Annotated in this window: 19 protein-coding genes; 13 read left to right on the forward strand and 6 right to left on the reverse strand. The window is 69.0% G+C overall.

Annotated features, from left to right (window positions below):
* Nucleotides 1-121: 121 nt before the first annotated feature.
* A complete protein-coding gene (locus tag AB0310_RS05270) occupies nucleotides 122-1,063 on the reverse strand; it encodes a proteasome assembly chaperone family protein (protein WP_187661573.1) in 942 nt (313 codons plus the stop codon).
* Between the two features lie 114 nt (nucleotides 1,064-1,177).
* Here AB0310_RS05270 and AB0310_RS05275 point away from each other — a divergent pair, with 114 nt between their 5' ends.
* The 3 genes from AB0310_RS05275 (at nucleotide 1,178) to sucB (ending at nucleotide 5,883) form a co-directional block, all read left to right on the forward strand.
* The gene (locus AB0310_RS05275; protein WP_187661574.1) at nucleotides 1,178-2,656 is read left to right on the forward strand and encodes a leucyl aminopeptidase; all 1,479 of its coding nucleotides are present in this window, start codon (nucleotides 1,178-1,180) and stop codon (nucleotides 2,654-2,656) included.
* Between the two features lie 5 nt (nucleotides 2,657-2,661).
* Nucleotides 2,662-4,035, forward strand: coding sequence for a dihydrolipoyl dehydrogenase (gene lpdA, locus AB0310_RS05280; protein WP_366236714.1), 1,374 nt, complete (start codon nucleotides 2,662-2,664; stop codon nucleotides 4,033-4,035).
* Nucleotides 4,036-4,101: 66 nt separating this feature from the next.
* A complete protein-coding gene (sucB, locus tag AB0310_RS05285; protein WP_366236715.1) occupies nucleotides 4,102-5,883 on the forward strand; it encodes a 2-oxoglutarate dehydrogenase, E2 component, dihydrolipoamide succinyltransferase in 1,782 nt (593 codons plus the stop codon).
* 13 nt (nucleotides 5,884-5,896) lie between these two features.
* Here the strand turns inward: sucB and AB0310_RS05290 are convergent, their stop codons facing one another.
* Nucleotides 5,897-7,186, reverse strand: a complete 1,290-nt coding sequence (locus AB0310_RS05290; RefSeq protein ID WP_366236716.1) for a hypothetical protein — start codon at nucleotides 7,184-7,186, stop codon at nucleotides 5,897-5,899.
* Nucleotides 7,187-7,480: 294 nt separating this feature from the next.
* Here AB0310_RS05290 and AB0310_RS05295 point away from each other — a divergent pair, with 294 nt between their 5' ends.
* The gene (locus AB0310_RS05295) at nucleotides 7,481-8,191 is read left to right on the forward strand and encodes a DUF4191 family protein (RefSeq protein ID WP_071328700.1); all 711 of its coding nucleotides are present in this window, start codon (nucleotides 7,481-7,483) and stop codon (nucleotides 8,189-8,191) included.
* Between the two features lie 57 nt (nucleotides 8,192-8,248).
* On the opposite strand, the gene AB0310_RS05300 is transcribed toward AB0310_RS05295, so the two are convergent.
* Complete coding sequence (locus tag AB0310_RS05300; RefSeq protein WP_060923121.1) at nucleotides 8,249-9,436, reverse strand: RimK family alpha-L-glutamate ligase; 1,188 nt, start codon at nucleotides 9,434-9,436, stop codon at nucleotides 8,249-8,251.
* Nucleotides 9,437-9,454: 18 nt separating this feature from the next.
* On the opposite strand from AB0310_RS05300, the gene AB0310_RS05305 reads away from it, so the two are divergent.
* Nucleotides 9,455-9,943, forward strand: a complete 489-nt coding sequence (locus tag AB0310_RS05305) for an ATP-dependent zinc protease family protein (protein ID WP_187661579.1) — start codon at nucleotides 9,455-9,457, stop codon at nucleotides 9,941-9,943.
* Between the two features lie 3 nt (nucleotides 9,944-9,946).
* Here AB0310_RS05305 and AB0310_RS05310 read toward each other — a convergent pair whose 3' ends face one another.
* Complete coding sequence (locus tag AB0310_RS05310) at nucleotides 9,947-10,342, reverse strand: RDD family protein (RefSeq protein ID WP_366236717.1); 396 nt, start codon at nucleotides 10,340-10,342, stop codon at nucleotides 9,947-9,949.
* Nucleotides 10,343-10,489: 147 nt separating this feature from the next.
* Here AB0310_RS05310 and glnA point away from each other — a divergent pair, with 147 nt between their 5' ends.
* The 6 genes from glnA (at nucleotide 10,490) to AB0310_RS05340 (ending at nucleotide 15,033) form a co-directional block, all read left to right on the forward strand.
* Entirely contained in the window at nucleotides 10,490-11,914 is a 1,425-nt protein-coding gene (gene glnA / locus AB0310_RS05315) for a type I glutamate--ammonia ligase (RefSeq protein ID WP_187661580.1), read from the forward strand.
* Between the two features lie 204 nt (nucleotides 11,915-12,118).
* Nucleotides 12,119-12,409, forward strand: coding sequence for a hypothetical protein (locus AB0310_RS05320; protein ID WP_366236718.1), 291 nt, complete (start codon nucleotides 12,119-12,121; stop codon nucleotides 12,407-12,409).
* Nucleotides 12,409-13,380, forward strand: coding sequence for a putative T7SS-secreted protein (locus tag AB0310_RS05325; RefSeq protein ID WP_366236719.1), 972 nt, complete (start codon nucleotides 12,409-12,411; stop codon nucleotides 13,378-13,380). The genes AB0310_RS05320 and AB0310_RS05325 overlap by 1 nt, the downstream gene beginning before the upstream one ends.
* 314 nt (nucleotides 13,381-13,694) lie before the next feature.
* Nucleotides 13,695-14,192, forward strand: coding sequence for a hypothetical protein (locus AB0310_RS05330; protein ID WP_363443773.1), 498 nt, complete (start codon nucleotides 13,695-13,697; stop codon nucleotides 14,190-14,192).
* 77 nt (nucleotides 14,193-14,269) lie between these two features.
* Nucleotides 14,270-14,752, forward strand: a complete 483-nt coding sequence (locus AB0310_RS05335) for a hypothetical protein (protein ID WP_366236720.1) — start codon at nucleotides 14,270-14,272, stop codon at nucleotides 14,750-14,752.
* Nucleotides 14,749-15,033 carry a WXG100 family type VII secretion target gene (locus tag AB0310_RS05340; RefSeq protein WP_366236721.1) on the forward strand — a complete coding sequence of 95 codons (285 nt, stop codon included), beginning with the start codon at nucleotides 14,749-14,751 and terminating at the stop codon, nucleotides 15,031-15,033. The genes AB0310_RS05335 and AB0310_RS05340 overlap by 4 nt, the downstream gene beginning before the upstream one ends.
* Nucleotides 15,034-15,054: 21 nt before the next feature.
* Here the strand turns inward: AB0310_RS05340 and AB0310_RS05345 are convergent, their stop codons facing one another.
* Nucleotides 15,055-15,447, reverse strand: coding sequence for a VOC family protein (locus AB0310_RS05345; RefSeq protein ID WP_259952454.1), 393 nt, complete (start codon nucleotides 15,445-15,447; stop codon nucleotides 15,055-15,057).
* A 136-nt stretch (nucleotides 15,448-15,583) separates the two neighbouring features.
* Here AB0310_RS05345 and AB0310_RS05350 point away from each other — a divergent pair, with 136 nt between their 5' ends.
* Together AB0310_RS05350 and AB0310_RS05355 are read left to right on the forward strand one after the other, a co-directional pair.
* Nucleotides 15,584-16,939: a serine/threonine-protein kinase gene (locus AB0310_RS05350; protein ID WP_366236722.1), complete on the forward strand. Its 1,356-nt coding sequence runs from the start codon at nucleotides 15,584-15,586 to the stop codon at nucleotides 16,937-16,939.
* Between the two features lie 103 nt (nucleotides 16,940-17,042).
* The gene (locus AB0310_RS05355) at nucleotides 17,043-18,191 is read left to right on the forward strand and encodes an AI-2E family transporter (protein ID WP_366236723.1); all 1,149 of its coding nucleotides are present in this window, start codon (nucleotides 17,043-17,045) and stop codon (nucleotides 18,189-18,191) included.
* Here AB0310_RS05355 and AB0310_RS05360 read toward each other — a convergent pair whose 3' ends face one another.
* Nucleotides 18,192-19,112 (reverse strand): diacylglycerol/lipid kinase family protein, encoded by a 921-nt coding sequence (locus AB0310_RS05360; protein WP_366236724.1) that lies wholly within the window; start codon nucleotides 19,110-19,112, stop codon nucleotides 18,192-18,194.

The following is a 19,112-nucleotide window of genomic DNA, read 5'->3' on the forward strand; positions in this document are numbered from 1 at the left end:
CACTAGTAAGACCCTTGTCAAGTCCAGTGCTCGAAAACACTGATTGACAACGGGTCGGACTCCTAGTATCGCACACGTATGGCGATGAGGACGCATTCCCGCCCGATCCGCTGCGAGAGATTCAGCCGCGTCCCGGCTTGTCCTCGTCACCCGACGGCCGAGATGCGAGGTAGCGCTCGAGCTCGGCCGCGAGTTCGTCGGCGCTGGGCAGGTCGCGTTCGCTGAATCCGCCCTCGTCGTACGAGTCGTCCTCGGGGTCACGACCGGCCATGTAGGCGTCGTACCGGCGCTCGAGGTTGTGCACCATCTGCTGCAGTTCGTCGTTCGCTGCGACCTGCTCGTCGACTCGGGCGAGGTAGTCCTCACGGCGCTCCTGCACTGCGTCGAGCATGAGCACGAGGCCGGTCGAGGCCATGAGCTTCTCCGCCGCTGCACTGACCGCCTCCGGATTCTCCGTCTCCGCGAGGTAGTGCGGCACGAGGAGCACGAAGCCGACGACGCGCTCCCCGCGCTCCGCGAACCGGTACTCGAGCAGGTGACCCGCGGTCGCCGGGACCTGCGTGCGCGGACGCCACACGGAGTGCGACACGACGAGGTCACGCCGGTTCCCGCTCACCGTCGTCCCGATGGGGCGCGTGTGCGGCACGGGCATCGCGATCGAGTGGACCCAGTGCAGCCCCGAGGCCTCGAACTCCGCAGCGAGATCCAGGACGGTCTCCGCGAAGGCGTTCCACGCGAAGTCGGGCTCGTAGCCCGTGAGCAGCAGGAACGGGCGTCCCAGCGCGTCCGTGGCGAGGGAGAGCTCCAGACGGGGCGGGCGGAACTCGGCAAGGTGGTCCTGGTCGAAGGAGATGACCGGGCGGCGTGCGCGGTAGTCCAGGAGCACATCGTTGTCGAAGACCGCGAGCGGCTGCGGCGACGTCGTCTCCCGCAGATGATCGATGAGCCCCGACACCGCACTGCCCGCGTCGGTGAAACCGGTGAGCAGCATCACGAGAGGCAGGCCGTGGGGCACCGTGGGGGCGTTCGCGACGCGTTCGTGGATCTCTCCGGAGAAGGGCATGTCTCCATGCTACGAGCCGCACCCGGAGCCGGGCTCTGACGTGTCTCGCTGAGAGCGAACACACCCCGGCCGGCGGACCGACGACCCCGGGGCGGAGATCCTAGGATGGAGAGCATGACGCTTCCCGTGCTCTCGCACACCACCGATCAGTTCCCCGGAAGCGCTGCCGATGCCGCAGTGCTCGTCGTCCCCGATCTCTCCGAGTCGGCCGAGTCGCTGGCGGCTCACCCCGGTCTCGCCGACGCTCTGGCGGGCATCGGCTTCACCGGCGCCGCCGGTGCGTTCGCTCGGGTCTACGCCCCCGAGGTGACGCCCCTCCCGTTCGCCGTCGTCGGCGTCGGCTCCACCGTCGACGACGCCTCCGTACGGAGCGCAGCCGGCGCGGCTCTCCGCTCCCTGACCGGCTTCGACACCGTCGCGCTCGGCCTCGCCGCCGGTCTCGAGGAGCACGCCGCCGCGGCCGCAGAGGGTGCCGTCCTCGGCGGCTACCGCTTCGACGACTACCGCGCCGAGAACGGCAGGAAGAAGCGGGCGACGGCGGTCGTCGTCCACGCCCCGCTCGACGACGAGACGATCGCCCGCGCTCACGCCACGGGCGAGGCCGTCGCTCTCATCAAGGACCTCGTGAACGTGCCCGCCGAGTGGCAGAGCCCCGCGCAGCTGGCGCAGAGCGCCGCCGACAGCGTCGCGGACCTCGACGTCACCGTGGAGATCCTCGACGAGGGTGCTCTCGCGGAACAGGGTTTCGGTGGCATCCTCGGCGTCGGCCAGGGATCCGACCGGCCGCCGCGCCTCGTCCGCCTCGACTACGCGCCGGCGGACGCGCAGCGGCACATCGCCCTCGTCGGCAAGGGCATCACCTTCGACACCGGCGGACTCTCCCTGAAGCCGGCGGCTTCGATGGTCGGCATGAAGTTCGACATGGCCGGTGCCGCGACCTCCCTCGCCGCCCTCCGCGCCATCGCGGCCCTCCGCCTCCCCGTGCGCGTGACCGCCTGGCTCTGCATCACCGACAACATGCCGTCCGGTCGTGCTCTCCGCCCCGGGGACGTCATCCGCATCCTCGACGGCACCACCGTCGAGGTGCTGAACACCGACGCGGAGGGGCGCCTCGTCCTCGCCGACGGTCTGGTCGCCGCGAGCCGGGAGAACCCCGACGTCATCATCGACGTCGCGACTCTGACCGGCGCGATCGTCGCAGCCCTCGGCCACCGTCACACCGGCGTCTTCGGCGACGACGAGACGGTCGCGGAGTTCCTCGCCGCGGCCGCCCGCACGGGAGAGCCCGCGTGGCACATGCCGCTGCCCGCCTACATGGAGGAGACGCTCGACTCCCCCATCGCCGACATGATCAACGCCAACATGGGAGATCGGATGGGCGGCGCGTCCTTCGCCGGTCTCTTCCTCCGGCGCTTCGTCGGCCGCACCTCGGACGCGGACGACGCGCCGCGCATCCCCTGGGTGCACCTCGACATCGCGGGATCCGGTGAACACGCCGGCGCCCCCTACGGCTTCACAGAGAAGGGCCCCACGGGGGCGATGGTCCGATCGATCATCGCCTTCGCCGAAGCAGCATCCCACCCGGAGGCATGACACCCATGACAACCCACACCTTCGACATCGTCGTCCTGGGCGGCGGCAGCGGCGGGTACGCCGCGGCACTGCGAGCCAGCGAGCTCGGCAAGTCCGTCGCACTGATCGAGAAGGACAAGGTGGGAGGCACGTGCCTCCACCGCGGGTGCATCCCGACGAAGGCGCTGCTGCACGCCGCCGAGGTGGCGGACCACGTGCGTGACGCCGCCTCGGTCGGCGTCACGGCTTCGTTCGGCGGGATCGACCCGGCGGGCGTGCGCACGTATCGCGCGGGCATCGTCGCGAAGAAGTACAAGGGCCTCGAGGGGCTCGTCAAGGCGCGCGGGATCACGACGGTCGCCGGGCTCGGCCGCCTGAACGCGGACCGGAGCGTCACCGTCGGCGACGATGTCTATGTCGGCACCGACGTCATCCTCGCCACCGGCTCGTACAGCCGCTCCCTGCCTGGTCTGGAGATCGGCGGACGGATCCTGACCAGCGAGCAGGCACTCGCCCTGGACGTGATCCCGGAGCGGGTGCTCATCCTGGGCGGCGGCGTGATCGGCGTCGAGTTCGCGAGCGTGTGGCGCTCCTTCGGAGCCGAGGTGACGATCGTGGAGGCGCTGCCCCACCTCGTCCCGAACGAGGACATCGCGATGAGCAAGGGCCTCGAGCGTGCGTTCCGCCGCCGGGGCATCCAGTACTCCCTGGGCGTGCGCTTCCAGACCGCCACCCAGGACGACTCGTCCGTCACGGTCACGCTGGAGGACGGCAAGGAGTTCACCGCCGACTACCTCCTCGTCGCCGTCGGCCGCGGCCCCGCCACCGCCGACCTGGGATTCGAGGAAGCCGGCGTGCGCCTGGACCGCGGGTTCGTGACGGTGGACGGCGACCTCCGCACCGGCGTCCCCGGCGTGTGGGCGGTCGGCGACATCGTCCCCGGCCTCCAGCTCGCCCACCGCGGGTTCCAGCAGGGCATAGCGGTCGCCGAGCGCATCGCGGGCCTCTCCCCCGTGAACGTCCCTGACGTGCAGATCCCGAAGGTCACCTACTCGAGCCCGGAGGTCGCCTCGGTCGGTCTCACGGAGGAGGCGGCGGTCACCGCGCACGGTGCCGACGCCGTCCACTCCTACGAGTACAACCTCGCGGGGAACGGGAAGAGCGAGATCATCGGCACGGGCGGCCTCGTCAAGGTCGTCCGCCTCAAGGACGGTCCCGTCCTCGGTGTGCATCTCCTCGGCGATCGCGTCGGCGAGCTCATCACCGAGGGCCAGCTCGCGGTCGCGTGGGAGGCCCATCCCGAGGACATCGCGCCGCTCATCCATGCCCACCCGACCCAGAGCGAGGCCCTCGGCGAAGCCTTCCTCGCGCTGGCCGGAAAGCCCCTGCACGCCCTCTGAGCACCAACCGGTGCCCGAGTCACTAAGCTAGACAAGCGTCATACAACTTCTGAAGGAGACTCAGTCATGAGCACATCCGTGGTCCTCCCCGCTCTCGGTGAGAGCGTCACAGAGGGTACGGTCACCCGCTGGCTCAAGCAGGTGGGAGACACCGTCCAGGCGGACGAGGGCCTGCTCGAGATCTCGACCGACAAGGTCGACACCGAGATCCCCTCCCCCGTCACCGGCGTGATCGAGGAGATCCTCGTGGCCGAGGACGAGACCGTCGAGGTCGGTGCTCTGCTGGCCCGCATCGGCGACGGCAGCGGTGCGGCACCGGCCGACGATGCCCCTGCTGCGGCTGAAGCCGCCCCGGCTGAGGCCGCCGCCCCCGCCGCTCCGGAGCCCGCCACGGCTCCCGCGGCCGAGCAGCCGGCACCAGCCGACTCCGCTCCCGCCGAGTCCGCGCCTGCGGCTCCCTCCGGCGACGCCACCGACATCGTGCTCCCCGAGCTCGGTGAGAGCGTCACCGAAGGCACGGTCACCCGCTGGCTCAAGCAGGTCGGCGACTCGGTCGAGGTCGACGAGGCGCTCCTCGAGATCTCCACCGACAAGGTCGACACCGAGATCCCGTCGCCGGTCGCCGGGGTGCTGCAGGAGATCGTCGCCGGCGAGGACGAGACCGTCGAGGTCGGCGCCGTGCTGGCACGCGTCGGATCCGGTGCTGCTCCCGCAGCCCAGCCCGAGGCTCCCGCTGCTCCGCAGGCCGAAGCCCCTGCCGCTCCGCAGGCCGAGGCGCCCGCCGCTCCGGCTCCGCAGGCCGAGGCTCCGGCTGCACAGCCCGAGGCTCCCGCTGCTCCGGCGCAGCCCGCGCAGGCGGAGGCCCCCGCAGCGCCCACGCAGGCCGCTGCTCCGGCACAGCCCGCGCAGGCGGAGGCCCCCAAGCTGTCGCTGCCGACCGAGAGCGACAACCTCTACGTGACCCCGCTCGTGCGCCGTCTGGCTGCGCAGCAGGGTGTGGACCTGGCCACGGTCAAGGGCACCGGCGTCGGAGGCCGAATCCGCAAGGAGGACGTCCTCAAGGCCGCAGAGACCGCCACCGCCGCACCGGCAGCCGCTGCAACGCCGGCTCCGGCCCCCCTGGAGGTGTCGCCGCTGCGCGGGACCACCCAGCCGATGTCGCGCCTGCGCAAGGTCCTCGCCAAGCGTGCGGTCGAGTCGATGCAGCAGACGGCCCAGCTCACCACGGTGGTCGAGGTGGACGTCACCGCTCTCGCCGAGTACCGCGACAGCGTCAAGACGTCGTTCCTCGAGAAGACCGGCGACAAGCTGTCCTTCCTGCCGTTCTTCGCCCTCGCCGCGGCGGAGGCCCTGCAGGCCTTCCCGATCATCAACGCGACGGTCGACGGCGAGCAGATCGTCTACCCGGCGTCCGAGAACGTCTCGATCGCGGTCGACACCGAGCGCGGTCTGCTCACGCCGGTGCTCCGCGACGCTGCGTCGAAGAACATCGCCGAGATCGCCCACGAGATCGCCGATCTCGCGGCGCGCACCCGCGACAACAAGCTGAAGCCCGACGAGCTCGCCGGCGGGACGTTCACGCTGACCAACACCGGTTCGCGCGGCGCGCTGTTCGACACGCCCGTGGTGTTCCTGCCGCAGTCGGCGATCCTCGGCACGGGCACGGTCGTCAAGCGCCCGGGTCTGGTCAAGGTCGGCGGCACGGACGCGATCGCGGTCCGCTCCTACGTGTACCTGGCTCTGTCGTACGACCACCGCATCATCGACGGTGCCGACGCGGCACGCTTCCTCGGTGCGGTGAAGGCTCGCCTCGAGGCTGCGCAGTTCAGCGGCCAGCTCGGCGCCTGACCGACGGCTCGCCTCACTTCGGCTGGTCCGCGACGCGATATGCGTCGCGGACCAGCCATTTTTCATCTGCCCACACCAGCACGAGGATGGCTGCCTTCTCGGTCTTCGCTTCGCCGCTCTCGGGCGATGACGGCAGCTCCATCACGGCCATGTCTCCATAGCGATCCACGAGAACCGCATCCTTCCGACCGGCCATCTCGGCAGCGACGGGCGTGATCCCCGCGGAACCGGCCGCGACGGCAGCGGCGCACACCGCGTCGTCGCGTGCCTCGCACTCGACGATCTGCGCGAGGAGTGCCGGGAGAGCGCCTGTCGGATCGTCGGCCTTCGGCGGCGCCGCGGACGCGGACGGTGAAGGAGCAGGTGTCGGCGCAGTCCGCCTGGCAGGGCCCGCTCCCTCAGGACGGTCAGCGGACGGAGGAGTGCTCCCCGCTGCCCCGACCGCGGGATCGTCTCCGTCGCTCGGCCACAGCAGCCCCGCGAGGAGCACCGCCGCCGCGCACGCGCCGGCCACGATGAGAACCCGCCTGCGCCGGGAACCCGTCTCCCCTCCGCCCGCCGGCGGCCGTACCCTGATGGTCCGCCGATCGAGGAGAGGTCGCGCCCCGCTGACGACTCGATCGCGGAGGGCGAGCAGGCCGGCGAACGCCCGTACCGAGCCCCCTTTGACCGGACTCTCTTCCCGCTTCCGACGCTCCCGCAGCCGTGCGCGGGTGACGGGTTCGGTGCGGACTCGTCGCACCGCACCGGAGACACCGGCTTCCGTGGGCGCCGCCCGGTCCTCTGCAGCCTCTTCCAGTGGTCGTGGTGCTGCGATCTCCAAGAGGTCGCTCTCTGCGTCCTCGAGCAATCGCCGGGGCACCCGGCGCTGTGCTGCGGCCGAACGAACGCGATCGCGGGTGCGGTCGAGGACCCGGGCCATCGTCTTGTCGGTGCACTCCGCGCGTAGCCGGTCCACGATCACCAGGACGGCGGTCGACGCGTCCTGACCGGGCCCCAGCACGAAGACCGGCCGGCCCCCGTCGGTGAGCCACCATGTCCCGTGCATGTCCACCGCCGACGCGGGCCCCAGCTCCGCCAGTCCACGCAGAAGACTCACGACCACCGTGCTGACCTCCCCCGATGGCAACCCGCCCCGCCGGAGCCGCCGATCCACGTAGGCCTCCAGGCGCTCGGTGCACCAGGGCAGAAGGACGTCGTGTCCGTCCGCGCGGCGGATCATGTCCACCGGCGCGGCGATGTGCTGGGTGCCCGCATATCGGCAGCCCGCCCAACCAGCGAGGCTCTCGGCCTCGACGCGCACGACCGGACCGTCCGGCGAGGTGACGAGCGCACCGCGAAAGGGCCCCTCAGCAGAGTCGAGGAGTCGGATCGTACGGTGTGCCTGGGGAAGCACGGGCTGCTCGCGGGGGGCACTCTCACGCGCTGGTGTCATGCGATCCATCCCACCCGACCCGCGGGACGCACCGTCCGAACTCGTTGCTCGGGGACGAGATCCCGTGGCGGGTCGGATTGTGCAGGAGAGATCGCGCACACGCTCTCCGCTGCACGCGAACGGCGGCATCGCACGGCCTTCGGACTCGGTAGGCTGGTCTCCATGGCAAAGCGTGCTCCTGAACCCGAGAAGCGTCCTGGGTTCTTCTCCCAGATCAAGTCCCTCTTCCGGTTCACGCGCGAGGCCTATCCCTGGCTCCCCTGGGCGCAGGCCGCGATCCTCATCGGCGGCGTGCTGCTCGGCCTCCTGGCCGGCTACCTGATCCCGCCGTTCCAGGTGTGGACGCTCGTCCTCTGGGCCATCACGGGCTTGATGCTCGGCGTCCTCGGCGCGCTGTTCCTCATGACCCGGCTGTCGACCTCGGCCATGTACACGAAGATCGACGGCATGCCCGGTGCGACCGGCCACGTGCTCAGCACGAGCCTCGGTCGCCGGTGGCAGGCGTCCGAGACCCCGGTGGGCATCAACCCGAAGACGCAGGAGGCGGTGTACCGGACGGTCGGCCGCGGCGGCATCGTCGTCGTCGGCGAGGGCGCCCGCGGACGCCTCACCCGACTCGTGAACGAGGAGCGCAGCCGTGCGCAGCGCGTCGCTCACGGCGTGCCGATCACGGTGCTCTACGTCGGGCACGGCGAGGACGAGGTGCCCATCGCCGACCTCGCGAAGACCATCAAGAAGCTCCCGAAGGCCATCGACAAGGCCACGATGGCGGCCGTCATCCGCCGCATCGACTCGGTCTCGCAGTCGCTGTCGTCGCTTCCCATCCCGAAGGGGATCGACCCGACGAAGGTGCGGGCGCAGCGTCCGCGCTGACCCGCTCCCCCGGACCGCGAAGCGCGGCCGCCTTGACCGCGGGCGGCCGCGCTTCTCTCATTCCGAGAGCGGCTGCTTGGGCAGGCGGCGCACCTTCGCGCGGCGACGACGACGCTCGGGGATCATCGAGCGCATCTCATCGAGCTTGCCGAAGCAGAACAGGCGGTCGTCGGGCTCGAGGACCACATGCTTGCGCGGGTTCGGGATAACACTGACCCCGCGGTGCAGGGTGAGCACCGTGATATCGCGCTCCCACAGGCCGGCCTCGCCCAGTGTCTTGCCGACGAGGTCGGCGGCGCCGTGGACCATGAGTTCGGCGACGCCGTAGCCGGTGGAGACGGTGAGGCGCTGCCGGACGTCGATCTCCGGGAAGGCGACCTGACCGGCGATGTAGTCGATGATCGCGCCCGCGACGTCGAGCTTGGTCGCGGTCTCGATACCCTGCAGGCCCGGGGAGGAGTTGACCTCCATCACCAGGGGTCCCTCGTCCCCCTCCAGCATGTCCACGCCGGCGACGCGGAGTCCCATGATCTGGGCCGACCGCACGGCAGCCCGTTCGTAGACCGGGTCGAGCTCGATCGCCTCGACCGAGCCGCCACGGTGCACGTTGGAACGGAACTCGTCCCCCGCTGCCGATCGGCGCATCGCGGCGACGACGCGGTCCCCGACGACGAGCGCGCGGATGTCGCGGCCCCGGCTCTCGGCGATGAACTTCTGGATGAGCACGTTCTGCTTGGTCGAGTGGAGCGTCTCGATGATGGCCTCAGCCACCTTCACCTGCGGCGCGAGGATGACGCCGATGCCCTGGGTGCCCTCGAGCAGCTTGATCACCACGGGAGCGCCGCCGACGCGCTCGATCGCCGGCCGCACGTCGGCGCGGTTGCGGACGAAGGCCGTCGGCGGCATCGCGATGTTGTGCCGGGAGAGGATCTGGTTCGCCCGGAGCTTGTCGCGCGCGCTCGAGATGCCGTTCGCCGTGTTCGGGGTGTAGACATCCATCTGCTCGAACTGTCGCACCACCGCGGTACCGAAGTACGTGATCGAGTTGCCGATGCGTGGCAGGATCGCGTCGTAGTCGCTGAGCTGCCGACCACGATAGTGCAGGTCGGGTTCGTCGGAGGTCAGGTCGATCGCGAAGCGCAGGGTATTCAGCACCTTCACGTTGTGCCCTCGCTGCAGTGCGGCCGCGCGGAGGCGTTGGGTGGAGTACGCCTGCGGCGCACGGGACAGCACTGCGATCTTCACGGGGGATTTCCTGCCAGGATGTATCAGGTGAGTAGGTCTACCCATTCAAACACCCTTACGGGGTGGCGCGAGTGGGTGAGCCTGCCCGATCTCGGAGTCGACTGGATCAAAGCCAAGATCGACACCGGCGCCCGCACTTCGTCCCTGCACGCGTTCGACATCCAGGAGTTCGAGCGCGATGACGAGCCCTGGGTGCGGTTCCGTGTGAAGCCCTGGCAGGACAGCCAGGAGGATGCCGTCGTCGTCGAGTCCCCCATCCACGACCGGCGGGCCGTCCGGAGCTCCTCCGGCCACGCGCAGGAACGTCTCGTCGTGCAGCTGATGATCCGTCTCGTCGACCGAGAGGTTCTCGCCGAGGTCACGCTGAGCAACCGGGACGAGATGGGTTTCCGGATGCTGATCGGCCGCGAAGCGTTGCGTCGCGGGTACGTCGTCGACCCCGCGCGCTCGTTCCTCGGCGGCAGAGCACCCCGCGAAGCACGCCGTCGCAACCGCGGCCGCGACTGAGCCTCAGGCGCGGATGAGGACCGTGCCCACAGCCTTGTCGTGGAGACCGCGCTGATCCGGGTCCCACACGACGGCCGGGATCACGACGAGGAGAAGCAGTGTGCGCACGATCGGGCGCCACATACCGACCCATCCGCCGTCGAGACGGACGACGCGCATGCCGAGGATGCGGTGCCCTGGGCTGCCGCCGGCGGTCGGGATGAAGAGGATCTGCACGACGCCGAAGATGAGCAGCGTGGCGAACGGGTCGTACTGGAAGAACGCGACGGAGAGGATGACGGCTGCCGTCCAGTCGATCGCGAGGGCCCCGATCCGACGTCCAGGGCGACCGATGCTCCCCGGTCCGGACTCCGGGAGTCCGAGTCGCTCACCGGGGTACGTGTTCACAGCATCCGTCACCCCTCCAGCCTACCGAGGCTGTGGATGCCCTCCGATCCTGCTCACGCTGTAACACGGACGAAACAAAGCGGATACCGTGGAGAAATCCCCCGTCCGTACTGTGCAAAGTGGCCCCGAAGCCATCGATCCGCATCACAGGAGTCGTACATGTTCAAAGATTCGTCCGAGGTACTGGCCTACATCAAGGAGAACGACGTCAAATTCCTTGACATCCGTTTCACCGACCTCCCTGGTGTGCAGCAGCACTTCAACATCCCTGCGGCGACGGTCGACGAGGCCTTCTTCACGGACGGACAGCTGTTCGACGGCTCCTCCATCCGTGGCTTCGCCAGCATCCACGAGTCGGACATGCAGCTGATCCCGGATGTGACGACGGCGTACATCGACCCCTTCCGCGAGGCGAGCACCCTCGTGATGATCTTCGACATCTACAACCCGCGCACCGGCGAGATCTACTCGAAGGACCCGCGTCAGGTCGCGAAGAAGGCGGAGAAGTACCTCACCTCCACCGGCATCGCCGACACCGCGTTCTTCGCCCCCGAGGCCGAGTTCTACATCTTCGACGACGTGCGCTACTCCGTCACTGCCGGCGAGAGCTTCTACAAGGTCGACTCCGAGGAGGCCGCGTGGAACACCGGCCGCGAGGAGGAGGGCGGGAACCTCGCCAACAAGACCCCGTACAAGGGCGGCTACTTCCCCGTCAGCCCGGTCGACAAGACGGCCGACCTGCGCGACGACATCACCCTCAAGCTCATCGATGCGGGCTTCATCCTCGAGCGCTCCCACCATGAGGTGGGCACGGCGGGCCAGCAGGAGATCAACTACCGCTTCGACACCATGGTGCACGCGGCCGACGACATCCTGAAGTTCAAGTACATCGTCAAGAACACCGCCGAGGAGTGGGGCAAGGTCGCCACCTTCATGCCGAAGCCGCTGTACGGCGACAACGGCTCGGGTATGCACACCCACCAGTCGCTGTGGAGCGACGGCAAGCCGCTCTTCTACGACGAGGCCGGCTACGGTCAGCTCAGCGACATCGCGCGGTGGTACATCGGCGGCATCCTGGCCCACGCGCCGGCGCTGCTCGCCTTCACCAACCCGACGCTGAACAGCTACCACCGTCTGGTCAAGGGCTTCGAGGCGCCGGTCAACCTGGTCTACTCGGCCGGCAACCGCTCCGCCGCGATCCGCATCCCGATCACGGGCTCGAACCCGAAGGCCAAGCGCATCGAGTTCCGCGCCCCCGACGCCTCCGGCAACCCGTACCTCGCCTTCGCCGCGCAGCTCATGGCGGGCCTCGACGGCATCAAGAACCGGATCGAGCCGCACGAGCCCGTCGACAAGGACCTCTACGAGCTTCCGCCTGAGGAGGCCAAGAACATCCCGCAGGTGCCGAACTCCCTGCTGGACTCGCTCGAGGCGCTCCGTGCCGACCACCAGTTCCTCCTCGAGGGCGGCGTGTTCACCGAGGAGCTCATCGAGACCTGGATCTCCTACAAGTACGAGAACGAGATCCTGCCGATCGCTCAGCGCCCGCACCCGTTCGAGTACGAGCTGTACTTCGGAGTCTGAGCCGAACGCAGATCGCGAAAGAGTCCGTCCCCATCCGGGGGCGGGCTCTTTCGCTGCATGGGAACCGTGAGGCTACGGCAGCCCTACCCCCACGTACTCATTTGGGGTTACTTCCTACGCATATTCAGACATTTCGCTGTCCTCTGACCCTGTCTTCACCTATGCTCGATCCCGCAGCCGGGGGGCTCGCAGGAAGAGGGCGGCATGTCGCAGGATTATGAGGTCGACACGGATGTGTTGCGGGCGATGGCGGCGAAGACGCGGCGCATCATCGCAGACGTCGGGGCGACCGACCTCACCCCGCTGACGAGCGCCGGCCACGAGTGGGTGGTCGCAGCCTCTGAGCGGTTCGCCGAAACCTGGTCTGCGGGCCTCGCAGCGCGGGTGACGGTCTCCGACGATTTCACCGAACGTCTGGCGACGACGGCCCGGGTCTTCGATGAGGGGACGGATGCCGCGAAGGCCGAGGTCGACGCGATGATCTGGGAAGAGTGATGGAGCTCGGGCAGACCCGCTCCGCCACCGCCCTCATCCCTGGCTCCCCCGGCGAGGTCAGGCAGACAGCCGAGGGGTGGAAGGCACACGGCACGACTGCAGCACGAGTGCACGACCAGCTCGCGACGCTCGACGATGAGGGCACCTGGACGGGCGAGGCCTACGACGCCTACCTGACGCGCTTCGACCGTCAGCTGCTGCACTGGTCGAACGCCGGCGACGGGCTCCGCGAGGGCGCTCACGCCCTGTTCACCTGGGCGGATGCGCTGGAGTGGGCGCAGGAGGAAGCCGCGCGCGCCATCACTCTCTGGGACGAGGCCGAGCAGCAGGCCGCCACGGCACTGGCCGCGCACCGCGCTTACGTCCGCGAGCTTCGGGTCGGGCAGGGCCTTCGGCACCCGGAGGTGGAGGTGCCATTCGTCGACCCGTCCGGTCCCGCGCATGAACAGGCCAGAGAGGTGCTGTTCAACGCCCGGGCGACGCTGGAGGTCTTCGCCCGAGACTGCGCTGTCCGGTTGGACCAGGCCGCAGAGGCAGCGCGCATGCCGCTCACCGAGGCTGAGGCCGCGACCGCAGCCCAGCATGCCGTCACCGAGGCGGTGTTCACGCTCGCTGTCGTGCAACCGTTCCAGACCACCATGGACATGCTCGCCGCCTCCGCGCGGACGCTGCGGGAGCACCCGGACATCATCCTCGAACTCCTCGGCGGAGCCGCCCTGGTCATCGGCGGCGGGGCCATGATGGGCGGCGGCGGAGCGGTCGCCGTAACCGGCGTCGGCACCGTCCCTGGGGGTGGTCTGGCCTGGGCTGGCGCCGGCGTAGCCGCGGCCGGCCTGACCGCAGCCGGACACGCTGCCGGCAGGTGGGCGAACGAGTCCGCTCAGAATGCTCCTGAGCGCCCCGCCCCACACCCCACGCACGGCGGACGGAACGTGCTCGGCCAGTACAACGGCGACGGCCAACGCCCCTGAGTCGACACAGAAAAGATCGGACTCGATCGTGTCGCCGAGGACACCGGCAAGGACGTTATCCGCAACAAGATCCGCGCGACCATCCAGGGGTATCACCACAATCCCCAAGCGACCTCAGACCAAGTTCGCTATTACGATGGCTTCATCGAGAACGCCGACGGGACGTACACCGGCATCGAGATCAAGGGCGGCACGGGCAGCCGCGATGCAGCCCAACGTGGCTTCGATGCCACCGTGAGCCCCGAACGACCAGCGACCGCCACCCTGAATGGGGAGAGAATCACAATCACTCGAGTAATTCTGGAGACCGTGAAATGAGTCAACCGACACATATCCGTCAGATCAATGACGATACTCGCGGCGCACTGGTCGATTACTTCCGGCCGTACCAGGAACAGATCCAGTTCTCGCTGCGTCAGCTCAACGGGTCCTCAACATGGGCATGGAGCCTGTGGCGCGCCCCGGAGGGCGCGGACCTTCTGGACAGCATCCCCTTCAGCGAGGAGTACATCCAGTGTGCCGGGACAGCGGAAGCCCTTGTGATCGAGGTCCGCTATGTCGACCCGGACGGCACCGCGCATCAGTATGTCGTCGGGCGTCCGGGCGCGGACATGTCCGGCGAGCCCACCGAGGTCATCCACTGGGATGACGGACGCCATTCCACCACCGTGTATCCCAACGAGGTGTTCACGGCCGACGAAGCAGCGGTGATCTTCTACACCTACTTCCTCACCGATGAAGTCGCCCAGCCCTACACGCTCCGCGAGATTGACATGAGCGTCCCCGACCCCACCGAGGACGAGGCGCCATGAGAGTCGCGGTCCGTCACGACGCGATCGCCGACACGGTCGCACAGCTCGCTGCGTTCTCGGGGAGAGAGGAGACTGCGGTGACCTCAAGCAGGACGCACGGCCAGCAGTTCACGAGCGGTCAGATGGGGTGGATCACAGAGAACAGGCGCCCCGTCGCAGATCACTTGCGCCTCATGCTCGGCCGCTTGGACGGCGTGAGCGAGTTCACGTACAGCATCTGGCGTGGCGCGGACCCGTCTAGCATCATCGGATTCCAGAAGCCTCTGACCGACTCCTTCATTCAGGCGACCGGTTCAGCCGATCAGATGACCGTGGAAGTCCGCCTCCCCGCGCCTGACGGCGAGACCCACCTGTACACGGTCGGGCGTCCCGAGCCTGCCGACGGGACGACGCTGATCCCGATCAGTCAGACCCGCGCCGTGCGCGTGTTCTCGAACGAGGTGTTCACTGCTGACGAAGCCGCAGTCATCTTCTACACGTACTATCTCACCGACGCCGTCGCTCAGCCGTACGTCCTCCGCGAGCTCGACCTCAGCCAGGAGCTGTCGGAGGAACGATGAGAGTCGCGGTCCGTCACGACACCATCAGCGACACAGTCGCGCGTCTCGCCCTCACCGTCCGGCAGTTCCAGGAGCAGCTCGACACCCTCGACGCGGAGGCCGCTCGACTTCGATCCTCATGGTCCGGTGAGGCACAGGCGGCATACGACCGCGCCCACCACGACTGGGACACCGCCATCCGCGGCATGAAGGCCGCCCTCGCCGAAGCCAACCGCCGACTCATCACCGCCAATGCCATCTCCAGGGCAACCGCCAGCACGGCCGCCCGCCTCTGGCGGTAACGGCGCTGGGCATGGCCCGCGTCAGAACTCGTCGGCGACGATCTCGGCCTTGAACCCCGCGGAGTTCTCCAGCCATCCGGCGTAGTGATCGGGCCCACCGGCGTGCGGGTAGCGCTCCGCGTACAAAGGCCGCCAGCCGTGCTCGGGTGCCGCCGCGATGATCGCGTCCACTCGGCTCGGCGGGCCCGCAGCGAAGGCGAGATGGTTCACGCCCGGGGCGCGACGATCGTGTGCGCTGCCGCTGAGGTTCGGGGATATCGTGAGTGTGACATACGCGCCACCCGCCTCCCAGGACTCGCCCTCGGGCCATGCGCCGGCCCGGACGAAACCCACCGCACCGAACAGCCACCCCCACTCCGCTCGCGACGACGCGAGGTCGGCGACCCAGATCTCCACGTGGTGAATCCCTGCCATCCGTCCAGTCTCCCAGCTCCCCATGGATCCCCAGTTGCAGGTGTCGGCCTCCACGTCAACCCCAACGCAGCGTTTTCTCTGCGCGGATACGGTGAAGACATCGTCGGGATACCCGGTCCCGCCAGTGGAGGACGCCGTGATCACCCAGGAAGCCCCGCCGACCGCCGCGCTTCTGGACGGCCGCTACCGTCTGGCAGAGGCCGTCGGTATGGGCGGGATGGCGACCGTGTACCGCGCGGAGGACATCGCCCTCGAACGCACCGTCGCGGTGAAGATGTTCCGCGAGTCCGACGACGCCGTCGTGCCGGTGGAGCGGGTGCACTCGGAGAAGGCGCTCCTCGCGGGTCTCAACCACCCTGGCCTGGTCACCCTCCTCGACGCGCACCTCGAGCCCGGACGACCGAAGTACCTCGTGATGGAGTACGTGCCCGGACCGACTCTGAGCAAGCGCATGGCACGCGCGACGGTCCCAGCGCGCGAGATCGCCACGATCGGGGCGGACATCGCCTCCGCCCTCCACGCCGTGCACAGCGCCGGCATCGTGCACCGCGACATCAAGCCCTCGAACGTCCTGCTCACCCCGCCTCTCGACACGAACGGCCGGTGGAGCGCGAAACTCGCCGACTTCGGGATCGCCTGCGCCATCGACATGTCCCGTGTCACCACTCCCGGCATCGTCCTCGGGACGCTGACCTACATGGCACCGGAGCAGTTGCGCAACGGCGACATCCGTCCCGCGGTCGACGTCTACGCGCTCGGGCTCGTCCTGTTGGAGGCGCTCACCGGTAAGCCCGGCTTCGCGCCCACCCTCAGCGTCGAATCCGCCCTCGCCCGCCTCCACATCGCCCCCGAGATCCCCGCGGAGCTGGGGTCGGAGTGGGTCGGGCTGCTCACCGCGATGACCGCGATCGAGCCCGAAGCACGGCCGCACGCTCTGGAGGTCGAGGGCGAGCTGCGCCGGCTCGTCGATCTGCCTTCGACCGGAGAGGTCGCCACGGACGTCACCGTACCGCTTCCGGCGCCGACGGCAGGCGCCCTCCCCCGCACCCGCGCCGAGGCCCGCGCCCGTCGTCGCGTCGCGTCGGCGCACCCCGCGGCGTCCCCGGCCCGGCGCACGCGCCGTCGTCGCGAGTCTCTCCTCATCGCCGCGGTGGTCGTGCTCGGCGCGGTGACCACCGCCTCCGCAGCACTGGTCGGACACGGCGAGCAGGCCCTCGCCAGCTCGGGTGCCGTCTCCGACGGCGCGTCGAGGATCGTCGAGGACGTCGTGCCTTTCGAACCGGCTCCCACCGACACCGCCCCCGACCTGGCGCCGGCAGAGACCGTCGCGGTGGAGCCGGTGGCCGCGACCCCGGTGGCACCGGCGTCATCGGTCACCGAGTCGGCGCCGCATACGAGCCTGCCCGAGAACGCCGCACCGCAGGCGCAGGAGAACCGAGGCAAGAGCCCTGGCCGCGACGGCAACAACGGCAAGGGCAACAGCAGCCACTGACCCGACGCCCCCGACGCCCGCCGAGCCGGCGGGTGTCGCTGAGCAGCGCACGGGACCTGGTGGAGGAAGATCGAGTGTCGACTATCGACAGAGGGAGGGGACCATGCGTCGCAGGAAGTTGATCGCACCGCCGGATCCGGCACCGAGTGTGGCCGCGCAGCGACGGTCGCCGTCGAGCGTGGTCGCCGGCGCCAGGGCGAACCCCTTCATGTTCGGTCTCCTCGGTGCCCTCGGGGTGCTCGTCGCGCTCATGATCGGCGGCATCGTCGGCCAGCTCGCCACCGTGCTGGTCTACATCGGCGTCGCGCTCTTCCTGGCGCTCGGGCTTGACCCGATCGTGCGCTTCATCGAGCGCAAGCTCCCCCGTCCGGCCGCGGTCGCCGTGGTCGTGATCGGGGTCCTCCTCGCCTTCGCCGGGATCATCCTCGCGATCGTCCCCACCCTCGTGGAGCAGATCGGGAACCTCATCAAAGACGGTCCGAAGATGATCGAGGACTTCACGAACAGCGCCTGGTTCCAGGACGTGAGCGGACAGTTCGGCGGCACGATCAAGGACGCGGTCGACGGCGTGCTCGGCTTCGTGCAGAACCCGGACAACTTCCTCGACATCGGCGGCGGCGTCTTCGCCGTCGGCGCAGGGATCGCCGGTGGCCTGACGGGCGTCACGATCGTGCTCATCCTCACCCTCTACTTCATGGCATCGCTGCGCAGCATGAAGCGGGTGGCCGCGCGCTTCGTCCCCGCCTACCAGCGCGACACCTTCAGCGAGCTCCTGGAGGACGTCTCCAGTGCTGTCGGGCGCTACGTCATCGGTCAGGCGAGCCTCGCGCTCACCAACGGCGTCCTGAGCCTCATCTTCCTCACCATCATCGGAGCGCCGGTGCCGGCGCTGCTCGCACTGATCGCGTTCATCGGCTCGATGATCCCGCTCGTCGGAACGCTCTCGGCATCGATCATCATCTCGCTCATCTGCCTGTTCGTCTCGCCGACGACCGCGCTGATCGCGATCATCTACTACCTGATCTACATGCAAATCGAGGCGTACGTGCTCTCCCCGCGGATCATGAACAAGGCTGTCGACGTCCCCGGCGCACTGGTGGTCATCGCCGCGGTGGCCGGTGGAGCGCTCGGCGGAATCCTCGGCGCTCTCGTCGCCATCCCGGTGGCCGCGAGCATCATCATCATCGTGCAGAAGGTCATCTTCCCCAATCAGGACAGGAAGAGAACGCCGCCGGCGGTGACCGTCGCCTGATCAGCGGACCAGGACGGCACCCGGCTGCACCCGCACGGTGAACGCGTCGATCTCGCCGATCTCCTCGCCGTCGATCTCGAACATCTGCGACGCGGAGAGCTGCACGCGGATCCGCTCCGCTGAGACGTGGGTGGTGGAGTCCGTGCTGACCGCCTGATCGACGTTCCCGATCATGCGACGGATGCCGTTGTCCCAGACGACCGAGCGGACGGTGTCGAGCCACTGCAGCGCGCCGTCGGAGCTGATGAGCAACATGTCGAGGAGCCCGTCGTCGAGGACGGCATCGGGCAGCAGACGGATGCCACCCTGGAGCATGCCGCAGTTGCCGACGAGCAGCGTGTGACCGCGCACCTCCTCCGGCTCGTGGTCGTCGAGCTGCAGCGTGATGTCCGTCATCTCGGTACCGGCCAGTGCGCGCCCCATCGCCTCGACGTAGGCGAGCCAGCCGGCGCGATCCTTGAGGTCGTCGTTGGTCTCCACGAGCATCTGCGCGTCGACCCCGAAGCCGACCATGACGGAGAAGGCATGCTCCTCGCCGTCGAACTCCACCCAGCCGAGGTCGATGCGGTGCGGCTCGGAATCGCGGATGTGCTCGAGCGCCGGCAGCACGCCCTCGAGCGGCACGCCGAGGTTGCGCGCGAGCAGATTGCCTGTGCCCTGCGGGACGATCCCGAGAGCGACATCGGTGCCGACCAGAGCCTCCGCGACCGCGCGGATCGTGCCGTCACCGCCGACCGCGATGACGAGGGCACAGCCCTCCTCCACCGCTTTCGCCGCGACGCCACGGCCGGGGTCATCCGGAGTCGTCTCGCCCCAGCGCACGTCGGCTTCCTCACCGAAGGCGATGGTGACGGCCTCGCCGAGGACATCCCGGTCGGACTTCGTCGGGTTCCAGATCACGCCGATGCGAGGAGAGGTCAT

This window comes from Microbacterium meiriae, assembly GCF_040702565.1.
GTDB classification, from domain to species: Bacteria; Actinomycetota; Actinomycetes; order Actinomycetales; family Microbacteriaceae; genus Microbacterium; species Microbacterium meiriae.

Excerpts from the sequence above, each read along its gene's own strand:
- AB0310_RS05320 (WP_366236718.1), top strand. The coding sequence starts at position 12,119 with ATGTCGCAGGATTATGAGGTCGACACGGATGTGTTGCGGGCGATGGCG.
- AB0310_RS05340 (WP_366236721.1), top strand. The coding sequence starts at position 14,749 with ATGAGAGTCGCGGTCCGTCACGACACCATCAGCGACACAGTCGCGCGT.
- AB0310_RS05345 (WP_259952454.1), bottom strand. The coding sequence starts at position 15,447 with ATGGCAGGGATTCACCACGTGGAGATCTGGGTCGCCGACCTCGCGTCG.
- AB0310_RS05355 (WP_366236723.1), top strand. The coding sequence starts at position 17,043 with ATGCGTCGCAGGAAGTTGATCGCACCGCCGGATCCGGCACCGAGTGTG.
- AB0310_RS05305 (WP_187661579.1), top strand. The coding sequence starts at position 9,455 with ATGTATCAGGTGAGTAGGTCTACCCATTCAAACACCCTTACGGGGTGG.
- sucB (WP_366236715.1), top strand. The coding sequence starts at position 4,102 with ATGAGCACATCCGTGGTCCTCCCCGCTCTCGGTGAGAGCGTCACAGAG.
- AB0310_RS05270 (WP_187661573.1), bottom strand. The coding sequence starts at position 1,063 with ATGCCCTTCTCCGGAGAGATCCACGAACGCGTCGCGAACGCCCCCACG.
- AB0310_RS05330 (WP_363443773.1), top strand. The coding sequence starts at position 13,695 with ATGAGTCAACCGACACATATCCGTCAGATCAATGACGATACTCGCGGC.
- AB0310_RS05325 (WP_366236719.1), top strand. The coding sequence starts at position 12,409 with ATGGAGCTCGGGCAGACCCGCTCCGCCACCGCCCTCATCCCTGGCTCC.
- AB0310_RS05275 (WP_187661574.1), top strand. The coding sequence starts at position 1,178 with ATGACGCTTCCCGTGCTCTCGCACACCACCGATCAGTTCCCCGGAAGC.
- AB0310_RS05295 (WP_071328700.1), top strand. The coding sequence starts at position 7,481 with ATGGCAAAGCGTGCTCCTGAACCCGAGAAGCGTCCTGGGTTCTTCTCC.
- glnA (WP_187661580.1), top strand. The coding sequence starts at position 10,490 with ATGTTCAAAGATTCGTCCGAGGTACTGGCCTACATCAAGGAGAACGAC.
- AB0310_RS05360 (WP_366236724.1), bottom strand. The coding sequence starts at position 19,112 with ATGACCTCTCCTCGCATCGGCGTGATCTGGAACCCGACGAAGTCCGAC.
- lpdA (WP_366236714.1), top strand. The coding sequence starts at position 2,662 with ATGACAACCCACACCTTCGACATCGTCGTCCTGGGCGGCGGCAGCGGC.